Source organism: Enterococcus sp. PF1-24 (assembly GCF_029893325.1).
Classification (GTDB): domain Bacteria; phylum Bacillota; class Bacilli; order Lactobacillales; family Enterococcaceae; genus HY326.
Genome location: NZ_JARXWL010000026.1, coordinates 1 through 12,890 on the forward strand (window position 1 = coordinate 1; position 12,890 = coordinate 12,890).

General features: G+C 35.9%; 13 protein-coding genes. 11 read left to right on the forward strand and 2 right to left on the reverse strand.

Annotation, left to right across the window (positions count from 1 at the left end; all coding sequences use genetic code 11):
* Positions 1 to 517 precede the first annotated feature (517 nt).
* The 7 genes from M2139_RS11050 (at position 518) to M2139_RS11080 (ending at position 4,974) form a co-directional block, all read left to right on the forward strand.
* Positions 518 to 1,045 (forward strand): YqeG family HAD IIIA-type phosphatase, encoded by a 528-nt coding sequence (locus M2139_RS11050; protein ID WP_280738909.1) that lies wholly within the window; start codon positions 518 to 520, stop codon positions 1,043 to 1,045.
* A complete protein-coding gene (gene yqeH, locus M2139_RS11055) occupies positions 1,042 to 2,151 on the forward strand; it encodes a ribosome biogenesis GTPase YqeH (RefSeq protein WP_280738910.1) in 1,110 nt (369 codons plus the stop codon). The genes M2139_RS11050 and yqeH overlap by 4 nt, the downstream gene beginning before the upstream one ends.
* Positions 2,152 to 2,175: 24 nt before the next feature.
* On the forward strand, positions 2,176 to 2,487 hold the full coding sequence (yhbY, locus tag M2139_RS11060; protein WP_280738911.1) for a ribosome assembly RNA-binding protein YhbY: 312 nt from the start codon (positions 2,176 to 2,178) through the stop codon (positions 2,485 to 2,487).
* Positions 2,488 to 2,526: 39 nt separating this feature from the next.
* Positions 2,527 to 3,168, forward strand: coding sequence for a nicotinate-nucleotide adenylyltransferase (locus M2139_RS11065; RefSeq protein WP_280738912.1), 642 nt, complete (start codon positions 2,527 to 2,529; stop codon positions 3,166 to 3,168).
* Complete coding sequence (gene yqeK / locus M2139_RS11070) at positions 3,161 to 3,742, forward strand: bis(5'-nucleosyl)-tetraphosphatase (symmetrical) YqeK (RefSeq protein ID WP_280738913.1); 582 nt, start codon at positions 3,161 to 3,163, stop codon at positions 3,740 to 3,742. Before M2139_RS11065 ends, yqeK begins: the two co-directional genes overlap by 8 nt.
* A gap of 154 nt (positions 3,743 to 3,896) precedes the next feature.
* Positions 3,897 to 4,235 carry a ribosome silencing factor gene (gene rsfS / locus M2139_RS11075; protein WP_280738948.1) on the forward strand — a complete coding sequence of 113 codons (339 nt, stop codon included), beginning with the start codon at positions 3,897 to 3,899 and terminating at the stop codon, positions 4,233 to 4,235.
* Between the two features lies 1 nt (position 4,236).
* Positions 4,237 to 4,974 (forward strand): class I SAM-dependent methyltransferase, encoded by a 738-nt coding sequence (locus tag M2139_RS11080; RefSeq protein ID WP_280738914.1) that lies wholly within the window; start codon positions 4,237 to 4,239, stop codon positions 4,972 to 4,974.
* Positions 4,975 to 5,108: 134 nt separating this feature from the next.
* Here M2139_RS11080 and M2139_RS11085 read toward each other — a convergent pair whose 3' ends face one another.
* Positions 5,109 to 7,280: an LTA synthase family protein gene (locus tag M2139_RS11085; RefSeq protein WP_280738949.1), complete on the reverse strand. Its 2,172-nt coding sequence runs from the start codon at positions 7,278 to 7,280 to the stop codon at positions 5,109 to 5,111.
* A gap of 293 nt (positions 7,281 to 7,573) precedes the next feature.
* Here M2139_RS11085 and M2139_RS11090 point away from each other — a divergent pair, with 293 nt between their 5' ends.
* Both M2139_RS11090 and ybaK read left to right on the forward strand, forming a co-directional pair.
* On the forward strand, positions 7,574 to 8,746 hold the full coding sequence (locus M2139_RS11090; protein ID WP_280738915.1) for a class I SAM-dependent rRNA methyltransferase: 1,173 nt from the start codon (positions 7,574 to 7,576) through the stop codon (positions 8,744 to 8,746).
* 44 nt (positions 8,747 to 8,790) lie between these two features.
* Positions 8,791 to 9,267: a Cys-tRNA(Pro) deacylase gene (ybaK, locus tag M2139_RS11095; RefSeq protein ID WP_280738916.1), complete on the forward strand. Its 477-nt coding sequence runs from the start codon at positions 8,791 to 8,793 to the stop codon at positions 9,265 to 9,267.
* Between the two features lie 206 nt (positions 9,268 to 9,473).
* Here the strand turns inward: ybaK and M2139_RS11100 are convergent, their stop codons facing one another.
* Entirely contained in the window at positions 9,474 to 10,721 is a 1,248-nt protein-coding gene (locus M2139_RS11100; RefSeq protein ID WP_280738950.1) for an NAD(P)/FAD-dependent oxidoreductase, read from the reverse strand.
* Positions 10,722 to 10,955: 234 nt separating this feature from the next.
* Between M2139_RS11100 and M2139_RS11105 the strand changes: the two genes are divergently transcribed.
* Both M2139_RS11105 and M2139_RS11110 read left to right on the forward strand, forming a co-directional pair.
* Positions 10,956 to 12,302 carry a glucose-6-phosphate isomerase gene (locus tag M2139_RS11105; protein ID WP_280738917.1) on the forward strand — a complete coding sequence of 449 codons (1,347 nt, stop codon included), beginning with the start codon at positions 10,956 to 10,958 and terminating at the stop codon, positions 12,300 to 12,302.
* Positions 12,303 to 12,638: 336 nt separating this feature from the next.
* Positions 12,639 to 12,872 carry a hypothetical protein gene (locus tag M2139_RS11110; protein WP_280738918.1) on the forward strand — a complete coding sequence of 78 codons (234 nt, stop codon included), beginning with the start codon at positions 12,639 to 12,641 and terminating at the stop codon, positions 12,870 to 12,872.
* Positions 12,873 to 12,890 lie beyond the last annotated feature (18 nt).

Here is a 12,890-nt window from a genome sequence, read left to right on the forward strand (position 1 = left end):
ATTCTAAAGGATTTCGAGATGTCTTGTCTATTTTTGAAACAAAAAAATAGGTGCTAGTGACTTTTTTTGTCACCAACACCAGATATTATAGAGCCATAATTTAAAAAAAGTAGTCAGACAACTGAAATTGTCTGACTACTTTTTTGTAATCTAGCTACAGGCGTTTGCAACACTCGGCGAAGTGAAAAAGAAATTCGCGATAGAAAACATCGCTATAATTTATTTTTGCACTTTGCTCGGTTACAGGACGAACGCCCTACGCTTTTTAGATAATCCAGCTAAGTGGCTTTGCACCAGTCGACAAAGTGATAAAAAAATTCACGGTAAAAAACACCGTTAAAATTTCTTTATGCACTTTGCTTGAGTGCAGAGCAAGCCACTACGCTTTTTAGATATTAATGGCTTTTTTTAGTAATTTACGTTATAATAATCCCTTGAGGAGTCAGGTTACTGCTCTATTTTTTATGGAATGAAAACATTTTTTATAAAGATTGTTTTTTACAATAAAGGAGTACTTATGTTTTTTAAATTTAAACCAACTTGGATGATTGAGGCAATTTATCAAATCACCCCTGAACAACTACAAGCACAAGGGATTAAAGCTGTTTTAACGGATTTGGATAACACCTTGATTGCTTGGAATAATCCTGATGGTACCGAAGAATTACGTCAGTGGTTAGCAATTATGAAAGAAGCGAAAATCCCAGTGATTGTGGTTTCTAACAATAATCATGAACGAGTAAGCAAAGCTTTAGCTAATTTTGATTTGGATTTTGAAGCTCGCGCTTTAAAACCATTAAGTGTCGGTATTAAGCGGGCACAAAAAAAATTAGATTTGAAAGCATCTGAGATTATTTTAGTTGGGGATCAAATTATGACGGATATTCGTGGCGCTAATGGTGCTGGTATCCGCAATGTTTTGGTGAAACCGATCGTTAATTCTGATGCTTGGAACACTAAAGTCAATCGTTTTTTAGAGAAAAAAATCATGAAGCATTTAAAGAAAAAAGACCCTGAAATGATTTGGCAAGGAGAATTAAAATGACAGAGGAAATCCGTTGTATCGGCTGTGGTGTCCAAATTCAAACAGAAGCAGTGAATGAATTAGGCTACACACCAAAAAATGCTTTAGAAAAAGGCTTAGAGAATGATGAAGTCTATTGCCAACGCTGTTTCCGTTTAAGACATTATAATGAGATTCAAGATGTTAGCTTAACGGATAATGATTTCTTACAATTACTAAATGAATTAGGTCAAAAAGATGCTTTAATCGTCAATGTAATTGATATTTTTGATTTTAACGGCTCACTAATTCCTGGCTTGCATCGTTTTATTGGTGATAATCCACTGCTTTTAGTTGGCAATAAAATGGATGTCTTACCGAAATCTTTGAAAAAAGGTAAATTGACGCAGTGGTTAAAAGAGCGAGCTTTTGAAGCTGGCTTGCGACCACAAGAAGTTTTACTGACTAGTGCCCGTAAAGCTGGAGAAATGAGCGATTTATTAGCGATGATTGAAAAATATCGGGAAGGTCGCGATGTTTATATTGTTGGGGTTACTAATGTTGGTAAATCCACTTTAATCAACCAAATCATCAAGCAAACAGCTGGCGTGCAGGAGTTAATTACTACTTCTCGCTTCCCAGGGACTACTTTAGACAAAATTGAAATTCCTTTAGATGACGGTCATTTCTTAATTGACACACCAGGGATTATTCATCGTCAACAAATGGCTCATTACTTAGGGAAAAAAGATTTGAAAATCATCGCCCCACATAAAGAAATTAAGCCGAAAGTTTATCAGTTAAATCCTGAACAAACGCTATTTTTAGGTGGCTTAGCGCGCTTTGATTTTATTCAAGGAGAACGCCAATCCTTTGTGGCTTATGTAGCCAATGATGTTGAAATTCATCGTACGAAATTAGTTAAAGCTGATGAGTTTTATGCAAAACATCGTGGCGGTTTATTACAGCCACCAAGACCAGAAGAATGTGCTGATTTTCCTGAGTTAGTGCGTTTTGAATTTTCAGTTAAAGAAAAGACCGATATTGTCTTTGCCGGTTTAGGTTGGATTACTATTAAAAATCCAGCAGTTATCGCTGGTTGGGCGCCAAAAGGTGTCGATGTGATTACCCGCAAAGCATTAATTTAATAAAAGTCAAGAAAGCAGGTTATTATGGAATTAAGAGGAAAACAAAAACGCTTTTTAAGAAGCCAAGCTCATCATTTACAACCGATTTTTCAAATTGGTAAAGGTGGCTTAAACGAGGCGATGTTATTACAAATTGGCGAAGCACTTGAAAAACGTGAGTTAATCAAAGTAAGCTTATTACAAAATACCGATGAAATTGCTGATGAAGCAGCCGAAGTAATCGCGGCAGCGATTCGTTGCCATGTGGTGCAAGTCATTGGTCGCGTGATTGTTTTATATAAACCATCTAGTAAGGAAAAATATCAAAAGTTATCGCAAGAAGTTAGAGGGATTTAATTTAAGTGTTGGGATCATTGCTATTGGAGAGTGAATCAAATGTTTTGTAACCATCAAAAAATGAATCGCACACAAACTATGGTGAAGGAGCAACCAGCGCTAAAAACGCGCAAGCAAGTTGGCTTATTTGGCGGTAGTTTTAACCCGGTTCATTGTGCTCATTTGTTAATTGCTGAAGAGGTCGGTCATACGTTAGGTTTGCAACAAGTTCAGTTGCTGCCTTCTTATCAACCACCTCACGTTGACGCTAAAAAGACGATTGATGCTAAACATCGCTTAGAAATGTTACGTTTAGCAACTGAAGATAATCCTTTTTTAGGTATTGAAACGATTGAATTAATGCGTAAAGGTGTTAGTTATACTTTTGATACGATTCAGCTGTTAAAAGAAAAAAATCCTGAAACGGACTATTTCTTTATTATTGGTGGTGATATGGTGGCTTATTTGCCTAAATGGTATCGCATTGATGAACTACTGAACTTGGTGCAATTTGTCGGGGTTGCTCGAGAAAATTATCCTCGTGAGTCCTCTTATCCAATTATTTGGGTGGATGTCCCTACTTTTGATATCAGTTCAACTTTGATTCGTCAGCGAGTTCAGCAAGGGGCATCAGTTAAATATTTACTACCAGATAAAGTTGCCCAATATATTCAAGCAAAGGGGCTGTATTTAAATGACTAGTGTAGCTGAAAGTGATTATCGCAGTCAGCTTTTACCGAAAATCCAACAAGCCATGAGCGAAAAACGCTTTAAGCATGTTTTAGGAGTAGAAAAAGCCGCTGTTCAGTTAGCTGAAAAATATGGCGCATCGGTAGAAAAAGCTAGTATTGCTGCTCTTACTCATGACTATGCCAAAGAGCGCTCAGATCAAGAGTTTATCCAGCAAATAAATAAAGGTAACTACCCTCAAGAGCTGTTAAATTATGGTAATTATATTTGGCACGGTTTAGTTGGGGCAGATTTTGTTCAGCAAGAATTGGCGATTAACAATCAAGAGATTTTGCAGGCGATTCGTTTGCATACTACCGGTGCCGCTGAAATGAGCCTATTAGATAAAATTATTTATGTAGCAGATTACATTGAAGCTGGTCGTGATTTTCCCATAGTTGAACAAGCCCGTGAAATCGCTCAAGTTGATTTAGATCAAGCGGTGGCTTTTGAAACGCAACAAGTTTTGCTTTATCTTATCAGCAGTAAAAAATTAATTTATCCGAAAACACTTGAAACTTATAACCGATGGGTAGTTAATCTTTAATAAATAGTAATAAAAATGCTTTAGTAAGAGAAAATTTAACAAAAATGTTTTATAATAGCTATAGAAGTTAAACTAAACGCCTAACAAGTTCAGCAACAAGCTAACTTGCTAAGGGTGATAAATGGAGGAAACAATTATTAAGACGAGTCAAGAAATTTTAGAGATTGCTGTTAGAGCAGCAGATTCTAAACATGCAGAAGATATTTTAGCCTTAGATGTACAAGGCATTTCTTTATTAGCCGATTATTTTATGATTTGCTCAGCGAACAGTGAGCGTCAAATCAATGCAATTATTGAAGAAGTAATGGATAAAGAAGAAGAACAAGATGTTGAAGTTAAACGAGTTGAAGGAAAAGATGGCGGCAAATGGGTTTTAATTGACCTAGGAGAAGTAATCGTCCATGTCTTCCAAAGTGCAGAACGCAGTTTCTACAATTTAGAAAAACTATGGTCAGATGCACCATTAGTACGTTTAACTGATTGGGTGAGCTAAAATGGCTTACGAAACTTTTGCCTTTATCTATGATGAGGTAATGGACGATACTCTTTATCAAAAATGGCTAGCCTTTACGGAACGCCATCTACCTAAAGAAACAACAGAAGTTTTAGAGTTAGCTTGTGGGACAGGTGCTTTAGCTGTGGAATTAGCGAAAGCTAATTATCAAGTGACGGCGCTAGATCTATCAGAAGAGATGTTGATGATGGCTTCTCAGCGAAGTGCTGAAGAAGAGGTAGAAATTCAATTTGTCCAAGGGGATATGTTGGATTTATCAGAAATCGGTCAATATCAAGCGATTACTTGTTATTCTGATTCTCTTTGCTACATGAGCAGTCGCCAAGAAGTGCAGCAAGTTTTTGATGAAGCTTATCAAGCGTTAACTGAAGACGGTGTGTTTATTTTTGATGTCCATTCAATTTACCAAATGACTAAGGTTTTCCCGGATTATAGTTATCATTACCAAACAGAAGAGTTCGCTTTTTTGTGGGATAGCTATCCTGGAGAAAAAGAATACAGCATTGAACATTTTTTAACTTTTTTTGTTCAAGATGATCATAATGAAGAACAGTTTCTTCGTAAAGATGAACTGCATCAAGAGCGTACTTACACGTTAGAGAATTATTTAATGATGTTAGAGAATACCGGCTTTAGTGATTTTAAAGTTTATGCAGACTTTACTGATGAAGCACCTAGAGAAACAAGTACCAGATGGTTCTTTGTTTGTAAAAAATAAATGAAATTTTAAGCAGCGAAATCTTTTTGATTTCGCTGCTTTTTTAATCTAGCTACGGAGATTTGCTTGACCGCAGGATAGCTTTTTAAATTAAAAATCCCAATCTCACAAAAGAGATTGGGATTTAATTTTGTTTATTCAGTAGCAGCTTCTTCAGTTGAAGTTGTCGTTGTTTCTTCTTCAGGTACTTCAGCAACTGGGTTATTATCTAAATAAGATTTTGTTTCAAATAAATCAACTGTTGATTTATTACCATTTACTGAGAAGAGGCTGGTTGATTTATCACCAAGGGCATCTTCGATAGCAGTGATTTGATTAACTTGTCGTAAGTAGCTGTAGTCACTTGGATTAATCGGAGCTAAACCACTTTCAACATTAAAACGCAATAAATCACCATTGTTAATACTATCAGAAGTTCTTAGTTGAGTTTCAACTTTCAATAAAGATTCTTCAATTTGTGCTGATAAAGCTTCAGATGGTGTGTTAACAGCAAAACCAGTATGATTATCGTAAATTGTACCACCAAGATAAGTATAATTTGGTGTTACAAAATTACCATTTCTGAAAGCTACTAATTGTTCATTATTAGCAGAGAATAAATCTTGACCTAGTAAAACGTAATTAGTTGTATCAACACCTAATAAATGTAATAGGGTTGGTAAAGCGTCAACTTCGCCACCATAAGTATGATTTTCATAGCCTTCAGTCGTTCCTGGAACGTGAATCATGTAAGGGACTCTTTGCATTTGAGCGTTATCGAAATCAGTCCAAGTCGCTTTTGATTTACCCACTAGCTCAGCTAAATCTTTATTACGTGAATTAGAGATACCATAGTGATCACCGTAAAGAACAATGACTGAATTTTCATATAAACCAGATGCTTTTAAGTAATTAAAGAATTCTTCGATTGAAGCATCTAAATAGTTGGCTGTTGCGAAATAGCCGTTGATGGTTTCATCATCAGTGTTAGCCATTGGGAAACCAGCTTCATCACCTTTTAATTCAGAGTAAGGATAGTGATTGCTGACAGCGATAAATTTTGAGTAAAAAGGTTGTTGCAAATGTTCTAAGTATTGCACGGATTGTTCAAAGAATGGTTTATCATGCAAACCATATTGGAAACTATTTTCTTCAGTAACATCATAATAAGAAGCATCAAAGAAATAGTCATAGCCAAAACGTTTATACGTTTCGTTACGATTCCAGAAAGAACCTTTATTACCGTGGAAAACGGCACTTGTGTAACCTTGTGTTTGCGCTAAAATATTTGGTGCAGCTTGGAAGGTGTTTTTATCACCCATTTGTGAAAATAGCGAACCTTGATTTAAACCAAATAGTGAGTTATCCATTAATGTTTCAGCATCACTAGTTTTTCCGCCAGAAACTTGGTGGAAGAAATTATCAAAACTAAAAGTGCTATTATCATGATATAAACTATTTAAAAATGGTGTAACTTCATGAAGTTGCCCATTTTCATCTTCTAATTGATAGTCAATCACAAATTGTTGCAAGCTTTCTAAGTGAATATAAATGACGTTACGTCCTTCGGCTAAACCGTAAAGTTTTTCATTAGGTTCCGCATAATGACCATCTACATAATCTAACACAGCTTCCAAATCATTTTCACTAGCTTCAGCGCGGACTTGGTTGGTTTGATAAGTTACAACGCCATCATAAACAGTAAAAGCATTAACCCCTAAATATTTAACTAAATAGTCACGAGAAAAGGTTCTTGATAAAAGTCCCGGACGGACAGTTTCTGCTAAAGATAAATTACCAAAGAAAATCAAAACGGATAAAGTTGAAATTGCTAGTGAAAAACGGGCACGAACAGGTTTTTCTTGCATCTTAATTCTTTTCGTTGCTAAAGCAAAGATGATCGCAATCATATCAATCCAGTAAATGAAATCGTAAGGTCGGAACAGGCGTAAAGCACTTTCCCCAAGGCCAGTTGAAACTTTCCCAGCACCTAACATGGTGTTAATAGTAATAAAGTCAGTAAATTCTCGATAATAAACGATATTAGAGAATAGCAGGAGTGTCAGTAAACCGTAAATCACCATTAAAGCAATATAAGCATTGCGCTTGCGCCGTACATATAAAGCAATAGATAGCAGGAGAATCGTCGTTGCTATCGGATTAATCCACAAAATGAAATATTCAATAGAACGATCTATTCCTAAATTAAATTCAATTGTGTAAGCTAAGACGTTTTTCAGCCAAAGTAAAACAATCAATAAAGCAAAAAATCCTAAACGTGTATTAACGACTTTTTTTAGATTATTTTTTTCAAAAAATGATTTTATCTTTTTCAATGATTAAGATTCCTTTCGTAAAACCTAGAATGATATTTAACAGCATTTTTAAATCTGCTGGAAGTTTTGTTGCTAAGCGTAAAATGTCTTTTTATTACAAAAAGATGTCGAGACAATTTTGTAATTATTTGCTTCTAAAATTTCTAACTGTTCCTATTTTACTAAGGCTTGAAAATAGTGTCAATGAAAACATGAAAATCTTACATTTGTTTAATCATTCTTTAACTAATTGGGCTTTTTTTGGTATACTAGCTTATAGAAAAAACACTTTGAGGAGCTTATAAATGGATTTAGTCAAATTAAAGACACTGGCGACAAAGAAATTAAGAAAAGGTATGCCTTTATTACAAAAAGAAGATTTACTAAAAGATGCTGATTTTCCGCAAGCTTGGGTGACTTTTTCAGATGAAAGAGGCAACTTTGTGGGGCAAGGTTATTTAGGTCAGCAAAATAAAGGCATTGGTTGGTTAGTTAGTTTACAGGAAGAACAGCTAAATCAAGCTTTTTTTGAAGGACTTTTTAATAAAGCTAAAGCCCGCCGTCAAGCTTTCTTCAATAATCAAGAGACCACAGCTTTTCGTTTATTTAACGGCGAAGGGGACGGTTTAGGTGGTTTAACGATTGATTGGTATGATAACTATGCAGTTTTTTCTTGGTATAATGAAGTGATTTTGCAGAAAAAAGCCGAAATTGTCGCTGCTTTTCAAGCTGTTTATCCAGAAGTTTTAGGTGCCAGTGAAAAAATTCGCTATAAAAGCCAGTTGCCTGAAAGTCAATGGCTCTACGGCACGCAACCGAATGAACCTTTAATTGTTAAAGAAAATGCGGTGAATTATGCAGTTTATTTAAATGAAGGCTTAATGACGGGAATTTTTCTGGATCAAAAAGAAGTCCGCAATCAATTAGTGGAAGGCTTAGCTGTAGGCCAAGAGGTCTTGAATTTATTCAGCTATACCGGAGCATTTTCTGTAGCAGCAGCTATGGGTGGCGCTGCTAGTACAACTAGTGTCGATTTAGCTAAACGCAGTCGCCAAAAGACCGAAGAGCAATTTGCGGTGAATCAGCTGTCTTTAGAGAACCAAAAGATTATTGTAATGGACGTCTTTGAGTACTATAAATACGCCAAACGCAAAAATTTGAGTTATGATTTAATTATTTTAGATCCACCAAGTTTCGCCCGCAATAAAAAGAAAACTTTCTCGGTTGCCAAAAATTACGGGGAGTTAGTGACGGATGCTTTATCCATTTTAAAAGAGAATGGCCGGATTATCGCGTCTACTAACGCTGCTAATTTATCGTTGGAACGTTTTCAAGGGTTAGTGGAAGCTGCTTTTGAAGCAGCTGGTGTGAATTATCAAAAAGAACAAGTTTTCCGCTTGCCAGTTGATTTTCAAACCTTAGCAAGTTTTTCAGAAGGCAATTATTTGAAAGTCTTGTTTTATAAAATCAAAAAATAAGTAGAAATTCTCGATAAAAATAATTTTACGAGGAGTGAAGTTAGTTGGCGAAGAAAAAAGCACAAAAAACCAACGCCCTACGTTTGTTAGAGCAAAAAAAGATTGTTTATCAAGAACATGAATATCAGTGGGCAGAAGCCCAACTTGCGATTCCTGCGGGCAAAAACCCTGATGAAATTTTTAAAACGTTAGTAGCCGTGGGCAATAAAACCGGTCCCCTTGTGGCGGTGATTCCAATTAATCATGAAGTGGATTTAAAAAAATTAGCCAAAGCGAGTGGTAATAAAAAAGTAGAAATGTTGCCTTTGAAAGAGTTAGAAGAAACCACGGGCTATATCCGCGGTGGTTGCTCACCGGTAGGTATGAAAAAATTGTTGCCAACTTATTTTGAAGAAGCTGCTGCTAATTTACCAACAATCGTTGTTTCCGCTGGCAAACGTGGTTTGCAAATGGAAGTTGCTCCACAAGAATTAGCTAGCTTAGTCAAAGGAAAGTTTGCTGATTTAATTGTAAAGGAATAGACAAAAACAGCTAAAACCAAGACTTACTGGGTTTTAGCTGTTTTTTGTATTTTTTCGGATGCAGAGCAAGTTATTCCGCTTTTCAAGTTGTCTAGCTGCGCGAACTAACTCTCTTCGATAAAATGAGAATAAAATTCGTGGCATAAAACGCCACTATAATTTGATTCTGCATTTTACTCGAGCGTTGAACGAGTCCGCTCCGCTTTTCAATAGCTCATGGCGGCGTGGATGCCGGCGGTATGGCCACTGACAAAGGCAGCAGTGATGTTATAGCCGCCAGTAAAACCGTGAATGTCTAGTAATTCTCCAGCAAAGTATAAGCCATTAACAATTTTACTTGCCATTGTTTTAGGATTGACTTCTTTTAACTGAATCCCTCCACCAGTCACAAAAGATTTTTCTATCGGGAAAGTTTTGTTAATCATCACTGGGAAAGCTTTACATAATTCAAGGAAGGCCGTGATTTGCTGAGTGGTTAATTGTTTAGCAGGTAAATCACTGATGTTTAATTTTGTTAAAAAATAAGCTAACAATCGTTCGGGAAGCCAACCTTGTAAGGCGTTTTTTGTGGTTTTCTTTGAGTCTAATAAAGGTATAATCGTAGCTAAAAGTTCTGGCAAAGTTTTTTGTGGGAAGCAATCTACTGTGACTTTGACTTCCTTTTGTTTTTCTAACAGTTGATTAATAAAGCCAGAGCAGCGTAAGGCAGCTGGGCCAGATAAGCCAAAATGGGTAAATAATAAATCAAGATCTTGACTAGCGACAGCTTTGCCAGCATCATTCCAAACGGTCAGTTTTATGTCTGATAAGGCTAGTCCTTGTAAAACTTTGCCAGTAATAAATTTTTCGTTAGAGATTAAAGGCGATTCCACCGGATAAAGCGGCGTTAAAGTATGACCGAATTTTTTTGCTAATTTATAACCGTCACCTGTAGAACCGGTAGAAGTATAAGCCCGCCCGCCAGTTGCCAAAATCACTGCTGGAGCTAAAAAATCGCCTTTATCGGTTTTGACACCACTGATTTGCTGCTGCTCATGACAGATTTTTTCAACTTTTGTTTGAAAAATGCAAGTTACTCCTAATTCTTTTAAGTAATTAAGTAAGGCTTCCACAATTGTTTTAGATTGATTCGTCACCGGAAAAACGCGCCCATGATCTTCTTCTTTTAAAGCTACCCCGCGTTCTTCAAAGAAAGCCATAATGTCAAAATTATCCCATTGAGAAAAAGCACTATATAAAAATTTACCGTTGCCATGAATATGGGCAATTACTTCTTCTGTCGGGCGATTATTGGTGACATTACAGCGGCCACCACCAGTTAAAAGTAATTTTTTACCAGCTCGCCGATTTTTTTCGATTAATAAAACTTGACTGCCATATTCCGCTGCGGCAATAGCCGCCATTAAGCCAGCGGTGCCCGCACCAACGACAATTACATCATAATTATTTTTAATTTGCAAAAGAGTTCCTCCGTCAAAAAGTGTCTATAGTTAGTAGTTTAGCATATTTTGATTAGGGAAAGCATTTCTTAGTAAAAAAATCATTTGGAAATCCTGATTTTTTCAAAAGGAATTACTTGAAAAAAATAGCAAAAAAACGTAAAGTATAGAAGTACAGTGAAAAAATTCACAAGGAACTGTTTTTTTGAAGAAATGATGAAATAGTTTCTAAAATGAAGGAGGAAGAAAATGGCACACATTCAATTTGATTTTTCAAAGGTTTCAAATTTTGTGAATGACCATGAAATGGGCTATCTACAAAGTGCAGTTTCAGCAGCTCATAAAGATTTACGAGAAAAAACTGGTGCAGGTAGTGACTTTACTGGCTGGGTTGATCTACCAGTTGATTACGATAAGGAAGAATTTGCCCGCATTAAAAAAGCCGCAGAAAAAATCCAATCTGACTCTGAAGTTTTAGTTGTTATTGGGATTGGTGGCTCTTATTTAGGTGCCAGAGCAGCTATCGAATTTTTGCAACACACTTTTTATAATGTTTTACCAAAAGAAAATCGTAAAACACCACAAGTTTTCTTTGCCGGTAATTCAATCAGCTCAACTTATTTAAATGATTTAATTGAAGTAATTGGTGATCGTGACTTTTCAGTTAACGTGATTTCAAAATCTGGTACAACAACTGAACCAGCGATTGCTTTCCGTATTTTCAAAGATTTATTAATCAAAAAATATGGTAAAGAAGCAGCTAACAAACGAATTTATGCTACAACTGATAAAGCGCGTGGCGCGGTTAAAGTTGAAGCTGACGCTGAAGGTTGGGAAACTTTTGTGATTCCTGATGATGTTGGTGGACGTTTCACTGTTTTAACGGCTTGTGGTTTATTACCAATCGCAGTCAGCGGTGGCGATATTGATGCCATGATGGAAGGGGCAGCTGCTGCTCGGTTGGCTTACGCTAACGATAATCTTGCTGAAAACGAAGCTTATCAATATGCAGCAATGCGTAATATTTTATACCGTAAAGGCAAAACAACTGAATTATTAATCAACTATGAACCAGGTATGCAATATTTCTCTGAATGGTGGAAACAATTATTCGGCGAATCAGAAGGGAAAGACCAAAAAGGTATTTATCCTTCAAGTGCTAACTTCTCAACAGACTTACATTCATTAGGTCAATATATTCAAGAAGGTCGCCGCAACATCTTTGAAACAGTTGTCAAAGTAGAAAAAGCTCGCAAAAACATTCAAATCCCTGTAGAAGAAGCTGACCTTGATGGTTTAGGCTACTTGCAAGGAAAAGAAGTTGATTTTGTAAACACTAAAGCTTTTGAAGGTACTTTACTAGCTCATACAGATGGCGATGTACCAAACTTATTAGTTAAAATTCCAGCAATGGATGCTTATACATTAGGTTACTTAATGTATTTCTTCGAAATCGCTTGTGGTATTTCTGGCTACTTAAATGGCGTAAATCCATTTGACCAACCAGGGGTAGAAGCTTACAAACGCAATATGTTTGCTTTATTAGGCAAACCTGGCTTTGAAGATTTAGCGAAAGAATTGAACGAACGGTTGTAAAACAATGTTTTATAAAAAGGACACTTATTAATTTAAGTGTCCTTTTTATCGGTTTAATATGCTTATCACAAATAGAAAACTTACCATTCTCATTTTCAGACAAAATATTTGTGGTATTTGAATATAAAAAACTTGATTTTAACAGTGTGGCAGCAACTTATTTTTCTGATTTAAAATGATTGCCTTTTATTGGAAATAAATTAGTTCTGTTGATAAATAAAATTACAGGTGTGTTTCAACATTTTGAATATTTTTGTTATTATATTAGCGTTCAAATGATTAAAGATAACAAAGTTAATCGTGAAAGTTAAAAAAGTGGCGAAGGAGAAAAAGGTGTTGAGAGAAGTAGAGATTGGTAAAGAATACGTTTGTCAGGCGATTGGTTTCAATCACTTAGTCGTGGGGACAATCGAGAGAGTCTATACAAATACAGTGATGTTAAAAGTTGATAAGTATCATAAAACGGAAGAAAAACATTTAATGGCTTGCCATTTTAAAGTATTAGTGAAATATTCAGAGGTTTTAAGAGAAAGCAACGCGCTGACAAAAGAACAAGTAGTGTCTTTATAAGAATGAATACAAAAAGCA

Bases quoted from the DNA above. Each gene is read 5' to 3' on its own strand.
- yhbY (WP_280738911.1), top strand. From the start codon at position 2,176: ATGGAATTAAGAGGAAAACAAAAACGCTTTTTAAGAAGCCAAGCTCAT.
- yqeH (WP_280738910.1), top strand. From the start codon at position 1,042: ATGACAGAGGAAATCCGTTGTATCGGCTGTGGTGTCCAAATTCAAACA.
- M2139_RS11050 (WP_280738909.1), top strand. From the start codon at position 518: ATGTTTTTTAAATTTAAACCAACTTGGATGATTGAGGCAATTTATCAA.
- M2139_RS11080 (WP_280738914.1), top strand. From the start codon at position 4,237: ATGGCTTACGAAACTTTTGCCTTTATCTATGATGAGGTAATGGACGAT.
- yqeK (WP_280738913.1), top strand. From the start codon at position 3,161: ATGACTAGTGTAGCTGAAAGTGATTATCGCAGTCAGCTTTTACCGAAA.
- M2139_RS11065 (WP_280738912.1), top strand. From the start codon at position 2,527: ATGTTTTGTAACCATCAAAAAATGAATCGCACACAAACTATGGTGAAG.
- M2139_RS11105 (WP_280738917.1), top strand. From the start codon at position 10,956: ATGGCACACATTCAATTTGATTTTTCAAAGGTTTCAAATTTTGTGAAT.
- M2139_RS11090 (WP_280738915.1), top strand. From the start codon at position 7,574: ATGGATTTAGTCAAATTAAAGACACTGGCGACAAAGAAATTAAGAAAA.